Raw genomic sequence first — 16,406 nt, forward strand, 5'->3', positions numbered from 1 at the left:
ATGGATACTTTCGGCTATCTGGGCCAGGGCTTCGGCGTCGCCCTGAGCCCCTACAACCTGGTGACCGCCCTGTGCGGCACCCTGATCGGCACCGTCGTCGGCCTGCTCCCTGGCCTGGGCCCGATCAACGGCGTGGCGCTGCTGATCCCGATTGCCTTCGCCCTCGGCCTGCCGCCGGAGTCGGCGCTGATCCTGCTGGCGGCGGTGTACCTGGGTTGCGAGTACGGTGGGCGGATCAGTTCGATCCTGCTCAACATCCCTGGCGAAGCCTCCACCGTGATGACCACCCTCGACGGCTACCCCATGGCCCGCCAGGGCCTGGCCGGCGTGGCCCTGTCGCTGTCGGCCTGGAGTTCGTTCATCGGCGCCTTTATCGCTACCTGTGGCATGGTGCTGTTCGCCCCGCTGCTGGCGAAATGGGCGATTGCCTTCGGTCCGGCGGAATACTTCGTGCTGATGGTCTTCGCCATTGTCTGTCTCGGTGGCATGGCCGGCGACCGACCGCTGAAGACTTTTATCGCGGCGCTGATCGGCCTGTTCCTGTCGAGTGTCGGGATCGATGCCAACAGCGGTGTCTATCGTTTTACCGGCGACAATATCCACCTCACCGACGGCATCCAGTTCGTGGTGCTGGTGCTGGGCCTGTTCTCCATCAGCGAAATCCTCCTGCTGCTGGAAAAGACCCATCGCGGCCAGGAAGCGGCGAAGGCCACCGGGCGGATGATGTTCAACTTCAAGGAAGCGGCCTCGGTGTTCGTGGTGAACATCCGCTGCGGCCTGTTGGGTTTTATCATGGGCGTGCTGCCGGGTGCTGGCGCCACACTGGCCAGTGCCGTGGCCTATATGACCGAAAAACGCCTGGCGGGTGCCAGCGGCACGTTCGGCCAAGGTGACAAGCGTGGCCTCGCCGCACCGGAAACCGCCATTGGTGCCTCGGCCTGCGGTGCCCTGGTGCCGATGCTGACCCTCGGTGTCCCCGGTTCAGGGACCACGGCGGTGATGATCGGCGCCCTGTCGCTGTACAACATCACTCCCGGCCCGCTGTTGTTCCAGCAGCAACCGGACATCGTCTGGGGCCTGATCGCGTCGTTGTTTATCGCCAATATCATGCTGGTGATCCTCAATATCCCGATGATCCGTATCTTCACCCGCATCCTTGCCGTGCCGAACTGGGCGCTGGTGCCGGTGATCGCCATCATCACCGCGATCGGGGTCTACGCCGTCCACGCCACCACCTTCGACCTGTTCCTGATGGTCGGTATCGGCATCTTCGGCTATATCCTGCGCAAACTGGATTTCCCGCTGTCGCCGGTATTGCTCGGCTTTATCCTCGGCGGGCTGATGGAGTCGAACCTGCGCCGGGCGCTGTCGATTTCCAACGGTGCGCTGGAGATTCTCTGGTCGAGTCCGATCACGGCGGGGGTCTGGGTACTGACGGCGATCATGCTGCTGATGCCGCTGCTGCGGATCTGGCGCAAGCGTTCACTCCAGCGTCGTGCGCTGGCGGATGCCTGATAAAGGAAAGGTTGGGAACCGGCTTGCCGGTTCCCACAAGGCCGTCAGAGCGGCGGCAATGCCCACTGAATCGGCGCCAGGCCATTCTGTTCGAGGAACTTGTTGGTCCGGCTGAAATGCCCGCAACCGATAAAACCGCGATAAGCCGACAACGGCGACGGATGCACAGACTTCAGCACCAGGTGCTTGGTCGCATCGATCAGCTTCTGCTTGCCCTGGGCATGGGCGCCCCACAGCAGGAACACCAGTTTGTCCTGGCGCTCGCTGACCACCTCGATAATCCGATCGGTAAAGAACTGCCAGCCACGATTGGCGTGGGAGGCGGCAATGCCGCGTTCCACGGTCATGGTGGTGTTGAGCAGCAACACGCCCTGCTCGGCCCAGCTTTGCAGGTAGCCGTGCCTGGGGATGTCGATATTCAGGTCGCGCTGCAATTCTTTGTAGATATTGACCAGCGACGGTGGCGCCGGAACCCCCGGTTGCACCGAAAAACATAAACCATGGGCCTGGCCCGGGCCGTGGTAGGGGTCCTGGCCGATGATCACCACCTTCACCTGATCCAGCGGCGTGGTGTTCATGGCATTGAAGATCAGCGGGCCCGGCGGATAGATTTCCTTGCCGGCCGCACGCTCCTGGCGCAGAAATTCTCGCAACTCGCCCATGTAGGGCTTGTCGAACTCTTCACGGAGCGCCTGCTTCCAGCTGGGCTCGAGTTTGATGCGGTCGTCGTCGGTCATGATCGTGTCCGGAAATAACAATGGGGCGGACACTAGGAAAGCCCATCACGCTTGTCAATTGATCCGCGACAGAACCGGCACTTTCCCACACAAGGATCATACTGTGTACTCAACGAGTAGCGAGGTCACGATGAACCTGCATTTCGAAGAACTCACCGGTATCAACGGTGCCCGCCTGGGCATCGCCACGCTGGATGCCGAACACACCCTCAACGCGCTTTCACTGCCGATGATCCAGGACCTGGACGAACGCCTGGAGACCTGGGCGCGGGATCCGAACATTGTCTGTGTGCTGTTGCGCGGCAACGGCACCCGGGCGTTCTGCTCCGGCGGCGAGGTACGCAGCCTGGCCCAGGCCTGCCAGGCGCACCCCGGCGCCGTGCCACCGCTGGCCAGCGTGTTCTTTGCCGCGGAATACCGCCTCGACTATCGCCTGCACACCTACCCCAAGCCGGTGCTGTGCTGGGCCCATGGCTACGTCCTCGGCGGCGGCATGGGCCTGCTGCAAGGCGCGTCCATTCGTATCGTCACCCCGAGCAGCCGCCTGGCGATGCCGGAGATCGGCATCGGTTTGTACCCGGATGTCGGCGCCAGTTGGTTCCTGTCGCGACTGCCGGGCAAGCTGGGGTTGTTCCTCGGCCTGACCGGTGCGCAGATGAACGCTCGCGACGCCATCGACCTGGGCCTGGCAGACCGGCTCCTGGGCGACGACCAGCAGGAAGAGCTGATCGAAGGACTGTTGCGGCTCAATTGGCAGGAACAGACGGCGATGCAGCTCAACAGCCTGCTCAAGGCACTGGAGCGTCAGGCCCGCGAGCAGCAAGCGCAGCCGCAATCGCAATGGCTGCCGCTGCGCGAGCGTATCGATGAACTGCTGGATGTCAGCGATGTGCACTGCGCCTGGAAGGCCATTGCGCAGTTGGCCGAAGACGCCGACAAACGTCTGGCCCGGGCGGCCAGGCAGCTCAAGGAAGGTTGCCCGCTGACCGCGCACCTGGTCTGGGAACAGATCGCCCGGGCCCGGCACCTGTCGCTGGCGCAGGTGTTCCAGATGGAATACACCCTGAGCCTCAACTGCTGCCGTCACCCGGAGTTCAGCGAAGGCGTGCGGGCGCGGCTGATCGACAAGGACGGCGAGCCGCGCTGGCATTGGCCGGATATCGCCGCCGTGCCGGAAGCGGTGGTCGAGGCGCATTTCCACAAGGCGTGGGAGGGACGCCACCCACTGGCGGACCTGTCGGACTACTGAGCCGTGTATCGCCTGGCCACTGGCTAGTGGGGGCCGTGACCAGGGCGACCGTTACCGTGCCAGCGGGCCCAGCGATGGCCTGGATAATAGTGGTAGCCCGGACCGGGTGCGTAGTAGCCCCGGTAGTAGGGGCCGCCGCCATAGCCGTAATAACCGTAACCATAGTAATAGGCCGGTACAGCGTAGACATCGGAACGGTAGTAGGCGGGACCGCCATCGTAGTAGGGCGCACACGCGGTCAGAGCCAGGAACAGGCTTGCAGCGATAAGGATTCGTGGGTACATGGCGGCCTCCTGGACCGCGAAATGACGCTGGGCAGCGAGGCTGGCCAGCGCAGGCGGGCTGATGCCCACCTATACCCATTCAGACCGCAAAACCCTCGGTGAGTGCCCTGAAGCCAAAAATTCCCACCCAACCGGGGCAAGCGCCAGGCGCTATGCTCCGGGCTTCGCGCTGATCTGCTCCTGCAGGTTCTGGATCTGGTTCTGCAGGGTGGTGATATTACGCGTGACCTGCCCACGGAAGGCATCGAACTCCGCCGTGCTGCCACCCGCCGCCCCACCCGCGGCCTGACGGTTGTCCTGCTCGCTCTTGAGCACGATCAGCTCCTGTTCGATACGCTCGACCGCCGCGCTGCTATTGCCCTGTTTTTTCAAGGCGGCAATCTCGGCGGCGTTGCTCTTCACTTGCGCGTCGAGCTTGCCGGCATCGCCCTGGCCGGCTTTGAGGTTGGCCAGTTCCGCCGTCAGGCTTTTGACCTGGGCCTGCAACTGGGTGTTGGCGGTCTGCTGGTCCGCCGTCAGCGCGCTCATCTGTTGCAGCCGCTGCTCAAGACCAGTGGCCTGCCCGGCAACGCCCTGTTGCTGGCGGCCCTGCTCGAGCAACTTGCCTTCAAGCTGGCGGATCTGCAACTTCAGCGCTTCGCTGTCGCTGCTGACGCTCGACTCGCTGGCAACCACCTTGCCGGAAATCGCCTGCAAGCGCCCCGCCGCTTCCTCGCTGATACGCGCGAAGCTTTCCTGGGTCGCCACCAGTTGCTGCTCCATCAGGCTGATCTGCTGGAAACTCCACCAGGCAAGCCCTGCGAAGGCAATGAACAAGGCCCCGACCAGCGCCCACAGCGGCCCGGTGCTCGGCACCTTGACCTTGACCCGTGGCGTCGCGGCCACCTGGGACCGTGTGCGCTCACGCACGGGCGCGGTGCCCACGTGTTCCTCATGGTCGTCCGCATCGGCACGCAGGCTGGGCACATCATCGAAATCGTCGTTGGCATCGTTACGCATGAAGGAACCTTTCTGAACCGCAGTGATAGCGAAATACGGCGAGTATAACCCCCCAACCCACCGCTCTGATCGACCCTGAACCCGGAACCGGGTTCAGTTGTGGTAACCGAATATTTAAACGGCCGCCGGTTCCTGGGCTTTCCACCAGGCGCAAAACTCGTCGAGGGCCGCCCACAGGCTGACCTTGGGGTCGTAACCGAGATAATGCCTGGCGCGGCTGATGTCCAGGGTGAAATCCTTGTTCATCACTTGCATGCCCAGGCGCGACAAGGTCGGTTCCGGGCGCCCCGGCCAGAGGGCGCAGGCACTTTCATTCAAGGCCGCGACGCTGTAGGCCAGGCCGAAGGAGCGATAGCGGGTCACCTGCGGCACCTGCATCTGGCGCATCACGTAGTTCACCACATCCCACAACGGAATCGGGGTGCCATTGCTGATGTTGTAGGCCTTGCCCAGGGCCGACCCGCCGACCTGCAGGCTGCTCAGCAAAGCTTCATTGAGGTTGTGCACGCTGGTGAAATCGACCTTGTTCAGGCCATTGCCGACAATCGACAGCCGCCCCTTGCGCTGCATCTTCAGCAGGCGCGGGAAGATGCTCATGTCGCCAGCGCCAGTCACGAAACGCGGGCGTAGCGCCAGGACTTCGAGGCCGAACTCCTGGGCACCGAAGACCTTCTGTTCGGCCAGGTACTTGGTCGCCGCGTAAGGGTGCTTGAAACGCTTGGGCACCTGCTCCTCGGTCAAGCCCAGGTGCGAGCGACCGTCGAAATAGATCGAGGGCGACGACAGATGCACCAAGCGCCGGACCTGCTGCTTGAGACAGGCCTCGACGACGTTCTCGGTGACCAGCACATTGCCCTGGTGGAAGTCCTGATAACGGCCCCACAGGCCCACCGCGCCGGCACAATGCACCACGGCCTCGACATCCTGGCACAGCTCGCGGACCAGTTGCGGGTCCGTCAGGTCGCCCTGGATGAACTCGGCGCCACGCCGCACCAGATGCTCGACGCTCTCGGCCCGGCGGCCATTGACCCGCACCTCATGGCCCTGCTCCAGGGCGCAACGCGCAAAGCGCCCGCCAATAAAGCCGCTTGCGCCGGTAACCAGAATTTTCATCGATTGCTCCACATACCTTCATTCGTCCTGCCTGCTACCTGGACGCCGCCGATCACGCCAGAGGCACCAGCCACTGCGCCGCCGAACGCGCCAGGTGCTCGGTCAACTGCCCGAGCAATTGCCCGCCATTGCGCCAATGATGCCAGTACAACGGCACATCGATGGTTTTATCCGCGATCAATTCCACCAGGGTGCCCCGGGCCAACTGCCCGCGCACCTGCAATTCCGGCACCAGCCCCCAGCCCAGGCCGGCCTCGGTCAGGCGGATGAAGCCTTCCGATGACGGACACAGATGATGTTCGAAACCGCCTTCCACGCCCAGCGCCGCCAGGTAACGGTGTTGCAGGAAGTCGTCCGGGCCGAACACCAGCGCCGGCGTGCGGGCCAGCGTCTGCGCATCGATGCCCCGGGGAAAGTGCCGGGCGATAAACGCCGGACTGGCCAGCGCGCGATAACGCATCGCCCCCAGCAATACGCTGCGGGCGCCGGCCACCGGGCGCTCGCTGGCGCAGACACAGGCGGCGACCTCACCGGCGCGCATGCGCTTGAGGCCCACGGTCTGGTCCTCCACCACCAGGTCCAGCAGCAGGTGCTGACGGGCACAGAAATCCCCCACCGCCTCGCCCCACCAGGTCGCCAGGCTGTCGGCATTCAGGGCAATACGCAGGCGTTCCGGCAAGCCCTCCTCATCCAGCGCCGGCACCTGGCTCTGCAAGTCACGCTCAAGCAGGCGCACCTGCTGCACATGGTTGAGCAGGCGCCGGCCGATCTCGGTCGGGCTCGGTGGCGTGGCCCGTACCAGCACCGGCTGGCCGACCCGGGCTTCGAGCAACTTGATCCGTTGGGAAATCGCCGACTGCGACAACCCCAGGACCTGGGCCGCCCGTTCGAACCCGGCCTGTTCGACCACGGCCGCCAGGGCGGAGAGCAACTTATAGTCGAACATCAGTTTTCCTAATGGGCGATCAGCACTATTGGTTTTTCTTATACAACATCGCCCCGCAGAATGCCCGCATCCACTGTTTATCCGAGGACACCGACATGGCCGGCGAAACTTCCCTGAGCATACTGCTGCGCAGCATGAGCCCCGAACTCAACGAGGGCGACTACGTTTTCTGCACCCTGGCCGACGCCAGCCTGCTCGACGACCGCGAACCCATCGGCAGCTTTCGCGAACGCGAAGGCCTGACCGTCATCCTGCGCCGCGAAGACGCCCAGGCCCTCGGCCTGTCGTTCGACTACCTGGCGGCCTGGATCACCCTCAACGTGCACTCGGCCCTGGAAGCAGTCGGCCTCACCGCCGCGTTTGCCGGCGCCCTGGGCAAGGCCGGCATCAGTTGCAACGTGATCGCCGGTTATTACCACGACCACCTGTTCGTCGGTCGCGACGACGCCGAGCACGCCCTGCAGGTCTTGCGGCAACTGGCCGAACACGGGGAGTAGTCGTCATGTGGCAGAGCTATCTGAACGGCATGCTGGTGGCCGCCGGCCTGATCATGGCGATCGGCACACAGAACGCCTTTGTCCTGGCCCAGAGCCTGCGCCGCGAACATCACTTGCCGGTGGCGGCCTTGTGCGTGCTCTGCGATGCAATCCTGGTGGCCGCGGGGGTCTTCGGCCTGGCCACCGTCCTGGCGCACAACCCGACGCTGCTGGCGTTCGCCCGCTGGGGTGGCGCGGCCTTCCTGCTCTGGTACGGCAGCCTGGCGCTGCGCCGGGCTTTTTCCCGTCAGAGCCTGCAACAAGGCGATGGCCAGACCGTGCGTTCACTGCGCGCCGTGCTGCTCAGTGCCCTGGCGGTGACCCTGCTCAACCCCCACGTCTACCTCGACACCGTGTTGCTGATCGGCTCCCTCGGTGCCCAGCAGACCGAGCCCGGCGCCTACGTGATGGGCGCCGCCAGTGCCTCGCTGCTGTGGTTCTTCAGCCTGGCCCTGGGCGCGGCGTGGCTGGCCCCGTGGCTGGCGCGCCCGGCCACCTGGCGCCTGCTCGACCTGCTGGTGGCGGTGATGATGTTCAGCGTCGCCGCCCAGTTGATCGGCGCGCGCTGACTTATTCCAAAAGGCTCTGGAACCTCTATCCCACACAGTTGTTGCGTGGTTAAGCCGTCACCCCGGTGCTATGATCCGAGTCTTGCGCCGCAAAGAGTACAAACTCCTCGGCGCACGCCTGTATGGCCGCCGTGATCGGCCTTGCGCTCACCGCAACTGACCTGATTAGGAGAATCACCATGGCTTTCGAATTGCCTCCGCTGCCTTATGCACATGATGCCCTGCAGCCGCACATCTCCAAGGAAACCCTGGAGTTCCACCACGACAAGCACCACAACACCTATGTCGTGAACCTGAACAACCTGGTGCCAGGCACCGAGTTCGAAGGCAAGACCCTGGAAGAAATCGTCAAGTCTTCCTCCGGCGGCATCTTCAACAACGCCGCTCAAGTCTGGAACCACACTTTCTACTGGAACTGCCTGGCGCCAAACGCCGGCGGTCAACCTACCGGCAAGCTGGCTGAAGCCATCAACGCCGCGTTCGGTTCCTTCGACAAGTTCAAGGAAGAGTTCACCAAGACTTCCGTCGGCACCTTCGGTTCCGGTTGGGGCTGGCTGGTGAAAAAGGCTGACGGTTCCCTGGCCCTGGCCAGCACCATCGGCGCCGGCAACCCGCTGACCAGCGGCGACACCCCGCTGCTGACCTGCGACGTCTGGGAACACGCCTACTACATCGACTACCGCAACGTCCGTCCGAAGTATGTCGAGGCGTTCTGGAACCTGGTGAACTGGAAATTCGTCGCCGAGCAGTTCGAAGGCAAAGCCTTCACCGCTTGAGACTGAACCCGCTTCGCAAAAAAAGCCCGGCCTCGCCGGGTTTTTTTATGCCTGTCGCGCCGCCAGGAACTAACCTGAATAATCCGGGAAAATCACGCGCTACGCCCTCAAGTAGACGGCTTGAGCGACCGACACAGTCTCCATGGCCTGAAGGGTCCGGGAAGCGCCTGATCGACCCAGCATGAGCACGGGTTCTCGGCGCTTGCATTGTCCCTTTGACTGACCGGGCCGGATTGCCAATACTCATGGCAACTTGATGCCATCCGCACGGAACAAGGAATAGCCCTTTGAAGCTGGAATTCAAGAACAGCTTGTCGGTGAAGTTGCTCCGGGTCGTGCTGCTATCGGCGCTGATTGTCGGCGCTGTACTGAGCTGTGCGCAGATCGTTTTTGATGCTTACAAGACTCGACAAGCCGTGGCCGGCGATGCCCAGCGCATTCTCGACATGTTCCGCGACCCCTCGACCCAGGCCGTCTACAGCCTCGACCGCGAGATGGGCATGCAAGTGATCGAGGGGCTGTTCCAGGATGACGCCGTGCGGATGGCTTCCATCGGCCATCCCAACGAGGCCATGCTCGCGGAAAAATCCCGCGACCTGCAAAAAACCTCCAGCCGCTGGCTGACCGACCCGATCCTCGGCCAGGAAAGCACCTTCAGCACGCAACTGGTCGGTCGCGGCCCCTACAGCGAGTATTACGGCGACCTGAGCATCACCCTCGACACGGCCACCTACGGCCAGGGGTTCCTGGTCAACTCGGTGATCATCTTTATCTCCGGCGTGCTGCGGGCGCTGTTCCTCGGCCTGGTGCTGTATCTGGTCTATCACTGGCTGCTGACCAAACCGCTGTCGCGGATCATCGAGCATCTGAGCACCGTCAACCCGGACCGCCCCAGCGAACACCTGTTGCCGCAACTCAAGGGTCATGAAAAGAACGAGTTGGGCATCTGGGTCAACACCGCCAACCAGTTGCTGGCCTCCATCGAGCGTAATACCCACCTGCGCCACGAAGCGGAAAACAGCCTGCTGCGCATGGCCCAGTACGACTTCCTCACCGGTCTGCCCAATCGCCAGCAGTTGCAGCAGCAACTGGACAAGATCCTGGTCGACGCCGGGCGCCTGCAACGCCGGGTCGCGGTACTTTGCGTGGGCCTGGACGACTTCAAGGGCATCAACGAACAATTCAGCTACCAGGTCGGCGACCAGTTGCTGCTGGCCCTGGCCGACCGCCTGCGCGCCCACAGCGGCCGCCTCGGCGCCTTGGCCCGGCTGGGTGGCGACCAGTTCGCCCTGGTCCAGGCCGATATCGAACAACCCTATGAGGCGGCCGAGTTGGCCCAGAGCATCCTCGACGATCTGGAAGCGGCGTTTGCCCTCGATCACCAGGAAATCCGCCTACGCGCCACCATTGGCATCACCTTGTTCCCGGAAGACGGCGACAGCACCGAGAAGCTGTTGCAGAAAGCCGAACAGACCATGACCCTGGCCAAGACCCGCTCACGCAACCGCTACCAGTTCTATATCGCCAGCGTCGACAGCGAAATGCGCCGCCGCCGCGAGCTGGAAAAGGACCTGCGCGAAGCCCTCAACCGCAATCAGTTCTACCTGGTCTACCAGCCGCAGATCAGCTACCGCGACCATCGGGTGGTGGGCGTCGAGGCGCTGATCCGCTGGCAGCACCCGGAACACGGCCTGGTGCCGCCGGACCTGTTCATCCCCCTGGCCGAACAGAACGGCACCATCATCGCCATCGGCGAATGGGTGCTGGACCAGGCCTGCCGCCAGTTGCGCGAATGGCACGACCAGGGCTTCAGCGACCTGCGCATGGCGGTCAACCTGTCCACCGTGCAACTGCACCACGCCGAACTGCCGCGGGTGGTCAACAACCTCCTGCAGATGTACCGCCTGCCGCCGCGCAGCCTGGAGCTGGAAGTCACCGAGACCGGCCTGATGGAAGACATCAGCACCGCCGCCCAGCACCTGCTGAGCCTGCGCCGCTCCGGCGCGCTGATCGCCATCGATGACTTCGGCACCGGCTACTCGTCGCTGAGCTATCTCAAGAGCCTGCCGCTGGACAAGATCAAGATCGACAAGAGCTTCGTCCAGGACCTGCTCGATGACGACGACGATGCAACCATCGTCCGGGCGATCATCCAGCTGGGCAAGAGCCTCGGCATGCAGGTCATCGCCGAAGGCGTGGAGACCGTCGAGCAGGAGGCCTACATCATTTCCGAAGGTTGCCACGAAGGCCAGGGCTACCACTACAGCAAGCCGTTGCCGGCCCGTGAGTTGGCGGCGTATCTCAAGCAGGCACAGCGCAGCAATGCGGCGATCTTGTAAGGCCCAGGGCCAACAAGCTCGCCCCTGCAAAATTCGCCGGGATCAACCCGGGTTTTAATACCAAATATTTCAATCACTAAGCCCTTTACACAGAATGCAAATCCTTCGCATCATGTGCCGGTTTTGCGGGGCCGTGCGCCCCCATCCCCCCTCTCGAAGCAGGATGTTCGCCATGATTCGCATGCCTCTGGCCACCGCCAGTCTGTTGGCCATCGCCATCGCCCTCGCCGGTTGTGGCGACAAGGACAAGGAAAACTCCACAGCGGCTACCCAGGCCCCTGCCGCAGCGGCCCAGGCGCCCGCTGACGATGCCGCCGCCAAGGTCGATGAAGCCGCCGCCAAGGCCGTGGTCGCCCACTACACCGAGATCGTCTTCGCGGTGTTCAGCGATGCCGAATCCACCGCGAAGGACCTGCAGGCCGCCATCGACGCCTTCCTCGCCAAGCCGAACGAAGAGACCCTCAAGGCCGCCCGCACCGCCTGGATCGCCGCCCGCGTGCCCTACCTGCAAAGCGAAGTGTTCCGCTTCGGCAACACCATCATCGACGACTGGGAAGGTCAGGTGAACGCCTGGCCGCTGGATGAAGGCCTGATCGACTACGTCGACAGCTCTTACGAGCACGCCCTGGGCAACCCGGCCGCGACCGCCAATATCATCGCCAACCCGCAGATCCAGGTCGGCGAAGACAAGGTCGATGTCAGCGAGATCACCCCGGAAAAACTCGCCAGCCTGAACGAACTGGGCGGTTCCGAAGCCAACGTTGCCACCGGCTACCACGCCATCGAATTCCTGCTCTGGGGCCAGGACCTGAACGGCACCGGCCCTGGCGCCGGCAACCGTCCGGCCTCGGACTACCTGGAAGGCGCTGGCGCCACCGGTGGTCACAACGACCGTCGGCGTGCCTACCTCAAGGCCGTGACCCAACTGCTGGTCAACGACCTGGAAGAAATGGTCGGCAACTGGAAACCGGATGTGGCCGACAACTATCGCGCCAGCCTGGAAGCCGAACCGGCAGAAAGTGGCCTGCGCAAGATACTCTTCGGCATGGGCAGCCTGTCCCTCGGTGAACTGGCGGGCGAGCGCATGAAGGTTTCGCTGGAAGCCAACTCGCCGGAAGACGAGCAGGACTGCTTCAGCGACAACACCCACAACTCGCACTTCTACGATGCCAAGGGCATCCGCAACGTCTATTTGGGTGAATACACCCGTGTCGACGGCACCAAGCTGACCGGCCCGAGCCTGTCCTCCCTGGTGGCCAAGGCCGACCCGGCGACCGACGAAGCGCTGAAGAACGACCTGCAAGCCACCGAAGCGAAGATCCAGATCATGGTCGACCACGCCAACAAGGGTGAGCATTACGACCAGTTGATCGCGGCCGGCAACGAACCCGGTAACAAGATCGTGCGTGACGCCATCTCGGCGCTGGTCAAGCAGACCGGTTCCATCGAGCAGGCGGCGGCCAAACTGGGCATCAGCGACCTGAACCCGGATAACGCCGATCACGATTTCTGATCGGCCCTTGTCCCCCCCTCATGTAGGAGCGAGCTTGCTCGCTCCTACATGAGGGCAAGCCAGCCCCCACAAAGCCGCGCAGTGTCATAAATCAAGTAAATGCTAATCCCTCTTATTCAAATGTATCGAGACTGATAAACTCGCGCCCGATCCCTCTCACCCCCTGGACACCGATGCCCTCGCTGCCCCTTCGCCTGTCGACGCTGCTCCTGGCCCTTGGCCTGGCCGCCTGCGACGACGCCCCGCGCTTTACCAAGCCCGAACCCGGCGAAGCTCGATCCGGCGGTACTGCCACGGTGGGCAAAGAGGATCGCAACGCCTTCTCGCAACCCTCGGCCAACCTCTCCCTGGAGCGGCGCCTGGACTTCAGCGTCGGCAACAGTTTCTTCCGCAGCCCCTGGGTCATCGCCCCATCGACCACCACTGCCCGCGACGGCCTCGGCCCGTTGTTCAATACCAACGCCTGCCAGAACTGCCATATCAAGGACGGCCGCGGCCATCCACCGGCACCCGGCGCGGATAACGCGGTGTCGATGCTGGTGCGCCTGTCGATTCCCAACAGCCCGATGTACGCCAATCTGATCGAACGCCAGGGCGTGGTCCCGGAACCGGTTTATGGCGGGCAATTGCAGGACATGGCCATCCCCGGCGTCGCCCCGGAAGGCAAAGTGCGGGTCGACTACGAAAACATGCCGGTACGTTTCAAGGACGGCACCACCGTCGAACTGCGCCGCCCAACGCTGCGCATCACCCAACTGGGCTACGGCCCGATGCACCCGCAGACCTTGTTTTCCGCGCGTATCGCCCCGCCGATGATCGGCCTCGGCCTGCTCGAGGCGATTCCCGAGGAAGCCATCCTGGCCAACGCCCGACAGCAGCAACGCCTGGGGGTCAACGGCCGCCCGAACCGGGTCTGGGACGATGCCCAGCGCAAGACCGTCCTCGGCCGCTTCGGCTGGAAGGCCGGGCAACCGAATATCAATCAGCAGAACGTCCACGCGTTTTCCAGCGACATGGGCCTGACCACCAGCCTGCGCCCCTTCGACGACTGCACCCCGACCCAGACCGACTGCCTGCAAGCGCCCCACGGCGGCGGTCCGGATGGCGAGCCGGAAGTCAGCGACAACATCCTGCGCCTGGTGACCTTCTATACCCGCAACCTCGCGGTACCGTCCCGACGTGACGTCGGCGCGGCGCAGGTGCTGGCCGGCAAGAACCTGTTCTACCAGGTCGGTTGCCAGGCCTGTCATACCCCGCAGTTCACCACCTCGGCCACGGCCGCCGAACCCGAGCTGGCCAACCAGCTGATCCGCCCCTACAGCGACCTGCTGTTGCATGACATGGGCCCAGGCCTCGCCGACCAGCGCAGCGAGTTCCTCGCCGACGGCAATGACTGGCGCACCCCGCCGCTGTGGGGCATCGGCCTGACGCAAACCGTCAGCGGCCACACCCAACTGCTGCATGACGGCCGTGCCCGCAACCTGCTCGAAGCCGTGCTCTGGCATGGCGGCGAGGCCTTGCCGGCACAACAACAGGTGCTGTCTTTCAATGCCGAACAACGCGCCGCGTTGCTCGCGTTCCTGAATTCTTTATAAAAGGACACGGAAATGTTCCGCCCCAAACTGTTGTTCACCAGCCTGGCCGCGCTCGCCCTCGGCGCCTGCTCGCCCCAGGACCCGCAGGCGGTGACCTCGGCCGCGATCGCCAAGCAGGTGATCCTGCCGACCTACAGCCGCTGGGTCGACGCCGACCGCCAGCTGGCGATCAGCGCCCTGGCCTTCTGCGAAGGCAAGGAAAGCCTGGAAACCGCCCGCGCCGACTTCCTCCACGCGCAAAAAGCCTGGGCCGAGTTGCAGCCGCTGCTGATCGGGCCATTGGCCGAAGGCAATCGTTCCTGGCAGGTGCAGTTCTGGCCGGACAAGAAAAACCTGGTGGGTCGCCAGGTCGAGCAACTGGTCACGGCCCAGCCGCAGATCGATGCTGACGCCCTGGCCAAATCCAGCGTTGTGGTCCAGGGGCTCTCGGCCTACGAATACATCCTCTACGACAGCAAGATCGACCTCGCCGACAGCGCCCAGAAAGCCCGCTACTGCCCACTGCTGACGGCCATCGGCAAGCGCCAGAAAATCCTCGCCGAAGAGATCCTCTCGCGCTGGGAAACCAGCGACGGCATGCTCGCGCAGATGAGCAAGTTCCCCAACCAGCGCTACGCCGACTCCCACGAAGCCATCGCCGATCTGCTGCGGGTCCAGGTCACCGCCCTCGACACCCTGAAGAAAAAACTCGGCACGCCCATGGGCCGCCAGACCAAGGGCATCCCGCAACCCTTCCAGGCCGATGCCTGGCGCAGCCAGTCGTCGCTGCAAGGCATGCGCGCCAGCCTGGCCGCCGCCCGGACCGTCTGGGTCGGTGTCGACAACAAGGGCCTGCGCAACCTGCTACCGGCGGAACAGAAGCCGTTGGCAGACAAGATCGACGCCGCCTATGCCGCGTCCCTGAAACTGTTCGACAGCACCCAGCGTTCGCTGACCGACCTGCTCGGCGACGACGCCGGGCGCCAGCAGCTCAACGACCTCTATGACAGCCTCAACGTCGTCCATCGCCTGCACGAAGGCGAGCTGGCCAAGGCGCTGGGCATCCAACTGGGCTTCAACGCCAACGACGGGGACTGATGATGTTGCGACGCCAGGCCCTGACCCTCGGCAGCCTGCTGCTCAGCGCATTGACGCTGGGCGGCTGGAGCCTGTTCCGGCAAAAAGGCAAAAGCCCGCTGCTGCTCTCCGCCCGTGACGACAGCGACGGCAGGCACTATGCCGTGGGCTATCGGCTGGACGGTACACAGGTCTTCGCCACCCAGGTCGGCCAGCGTTGCCACGACATCATCAACCACCCGACCCAGCCCCTGGCGCTGTTCGTCGCGCGACGTCCCGGCACCGAGAGTTACCTGGTCGACCTGCGTGACGGTCGCCTGCTGCAGACCATCACCTCGCAGCCGAACCGGCATTTCTATGGCCATGCGGTGATCCACAAGAGCGGCGACTGGCTGTACGCCACCGAGAATGACACCACCGATCCGGGCCGGGGCCTGCTCGGGGTGTACCGTTTCGAAGGCGAGCGCCTAGTGCATGACGGCGAGATTTCGACCCACGGTATCGGCCCGCACCAGGTGTCATGGATGCCCGATGGCGAAACCCTGATCGTCGCCAACGGCGGGATTCGCACCGAGGCTGAAAGCCGGGTGGAGATGAACCTTGATGCCATGGAGCCGAGCCTGGTGCTGATGCGGCGCGATGGCACCCTGCTGAGCAAGGAAACCCTGCCCCAGCAGATGAATAGCGTGCGCCACCTGAGCGTGGCCAGCGACGGCACCATCGTCGCCGGCCAGCAGTTCATGGGCCCGTCCCACGAGTCGTCCGAGTTGCTGGCGATCAAGCGTCCCGGCCAGCCCTTTGTCGCTTTCCCGGTGGCCGAGCAACAGTTGCAGGCCATGGGGCATTACACCGCCAGTGTTGCGGTGCACAGCGAATTGCGCCTGGTGGCGTTGACCGCGCCACGGGGCAATCGCTTCTTTATCTGGGATCTGGACAGCGGCGCCGTGCGCCTGGATGCACCGTTACCGGACTGTGCGGGCGTCGGCGCGGTGGCGGACGGCTTTGTCGTTACTTCCGGACAGGGTCGCTGCCGCTTCTATGACTGCCGCCAGAAGGAATTGACAGCCCAGCCGCTGGAGCTACCGGCCGGGCTGTGGGACAACCATCTGCATCTGGTCTGAGTCCGCCACGCCGGCTGTCTTACGGCCGTACTCAATATCCACAGCCACCGCACCACCT

15 protein-coding genes are annotated in these 16,406 nt (G+C 63.8%); 10 read left to right on the plus strand and 5 right to left on the minus strand.

Annotation, left to right across the window (positions count from 1 at the left end):
- Positions 1-1,515 carry a tripartite tricarboxylate transporter permease gene (locus CWE01_RS31420; RefSeq protein WP_100944445.1) on the plus strand — a complete coding sequence of 505 codons (1,515 nt, stop codon included), beginning with the start codon at positions 1-3 and terminating at the stop codon, positions 1,513-1,515.
- 44 nt (positions 1,516-1,559) lie between these two features.
- On the opposite strand, the gene ung is transcribed toward CWE01_RS31420, so the two are convergent.
- Positions 1,560-2,252 (minus strand): uracil-DNA glycosylase, encoded by a 693-nt coding sequence (ung, locus tag CWE01_RS31425; RefSeq protein ID WP_100944446.1) that lies wholly within the window; start codon positions 2,250-2,252, stop codon positions 1,560-1,562.
- A 130-nt stretch (positions 2,253-2,382) separates the two neighbouring features.
- On the opposite strand from ung, the gene CWE01_RS31430 reads away from it, so the two are divergent.
- Complete coding sequence (locus CWE01_RS31430; protein ID WP_100944447.1) at positions 2,383-3,501, plus strand: enoyl-CoA hydratase/isomerase family protein; 1,119 nt, start codon at positions 2,383-2,385, stop codon at positions 3,499-3,501.
- Between the two features lie 23 nt (positions 3,502-3,524).
- Here the strand turns inward: CWE01_RS31430 and CWE01_RS31435 are convergent, their stop codons facing one another.
- The 4 genes from CWE01_RS31435 to CWE01_RS31450 all read right to left on the minus strand — a co-directional run bounded on the left by CWE01_RS31435 (position 3,525) and on the right by CWE01_RS31450 (position 6,843).
- Complete coding sequence (locus tag CWE01_RS31435; RefSeq protein ID WP_100944559.1) at positions 3,525-3,785, minus strand: hypothetical protein; 261 nt, start codon at positions 3,783-3,785, stop codon at positions 3,525-3,527.
- Positions 3,786-3,935: 150 nt separating this feature from the next.
- Positions 3,936-4,784: an ATPase gene (locus tag CWE01_RS31440; protein ID WP_100944448.1), complete on the minus strand. Its 849-nt coding sequence runs from the start codon at positions 4,782-4,784 to the stop codon at positions 3,936-3,938.
- A gap of 114 nt (positions 4,785-4,898) precedes the next feature.
- A complete protein-coding gene (locus tag CWE01_RS31445) occupies positions 4,899-5,897 on the minus strand; it encodes an NAD(P)-dependent oxidoreductase (RefSeq protein ID WP_100944449.1) in 999 nt (332 codons plus the stop codon).
- A 52-nt stretch (positions 5,898-5,949) separates the two neighbouring features.
- A complete protein-coding gene (locus tag CWE01_RS31450) occupies positions 5,950-6,843 on the minus strand; it encodes a LysR family transcriptional regulator ArgP (RefSeq protein WP_100944450.1) in 894 nt (297 codons plus the stop codon).
- A gap of 95 nt (positions 6,844-6,938) precedes the next feature.
- On the opposite strand from CWE01_RS31450, the gene CWE01_RS31455 reads away from it, so the two are divergent.
- The 8 genes from CWE01_RS31455 to CWE01_RS31490 all read left to right on the plus strand — a co-directional run bounded on the left by CWE01_RS31455 (position 6,939) and on the right by CWE01_RS31490 (position 16,348).
- Entirely contained in the window at positions 6,939-7,340 is a 402-nt protein-coding gene (locus CWE01_RS31455) for an ACT domain-containing protein (protein WP_100944560.1), read from the plus strand.
- 5 nt (positions 7,341-7,345) lie between these two features.
- The gene (locus tag CWE01_RS31460) at positions 7,346-7,948 is read left to right on the plus strand and encodes a LysE/ArgO family amino acid transporter (RefSeq protein ID WP_100944451.1); all 603 of its coding nucleotides are present in this window, start codon (positions 7,346-7,348) and stop codon (positions 7,946-7,948) included.
- Between the two features lie 179 nt (positions 7,949-8,127).
- On the plus strand, positions 8,128-8,724 hold the full coding sequence (locus CWE01_RS31465; protein ID WP_100944452.1) for a superoxide dismutase: 597 nt from the start codon (positions 8,128-8,130) through the stop codon (positions 8,722-8,724).
- A gap of 287 nt (positions 8,725-9,011) precedes the next feature.
- Positions 9,012-11,063 (plus strand): bifunctional diguanylate cyclase/phosphodiesterase, encoded by a 2,052-nt coding sequence (locus tag CWE01_RS31470; protein WP_100944453.1) that lies wholly within the window; start codon positions 9,012-9,014, stop codon positions 11,061-11,063.
- Between the two features lie 172 nt (positions 11,064-11,235).
- Positions 11,236-12,576, plus strand: a complete 1,341-nt coding sequence (locus tag CWE01_RS31475; protein WP_100944454.1) for an imelysin family protein — start codon at positions 11,236-11,238, stop codon at positions 12,574-12,576.
- A gap of 173 nt (positions 12,577-12,749) precedes the next feature.
- On the plus strand, positions 12,750-14,171 hold the full coding sequence (locus CWE01_RS31480) for a di-heme oxidoredictase family protein (RefSeq protein ID WP_100944455.1): 1,422 nt from the start codon (positions 12,750-12,752) through the stop codon (positions 14,169-14,171).
- Positions 14,172-14,183: 12 nt separating this feature from the next.
- Positions 14,184-15,248 (plus strand): imelysin family protein, encoded by a 1,065-nt coding sequence (locus CWE01_RS31485; RefSeq protein ID WP_100944456.1) that lies wholly within the window; start codon positions 14,184-14,186, stop codon positions 15,246-15,248.
- A gap of 2 nt (positions 15,249-15,250) precedes the next feature.
- A complete protein-coding gene (locus CWE01_RS31490) occupies positions 15,251-16,348 on the plus strand; it encodes a DUF1513 domain-containing protein (RefSeq protein WP_100944561.1) in 1,098 nt (365 codons plus the stop codon).
- The last annotated feature ends 58 nt before the right edge of the window (positions 16,349-16,406 follow it).

Origin of the sequence: Pseudomonas sp. QS1027, assembly GCF_002814235.1 — a bacterium.
Classification (GTDB): Bacteria; Pseudomonadota; Gammaproteobacteria; order Pseudomonadales; family Pseudomonadaceae; genus Aquipseudomonas.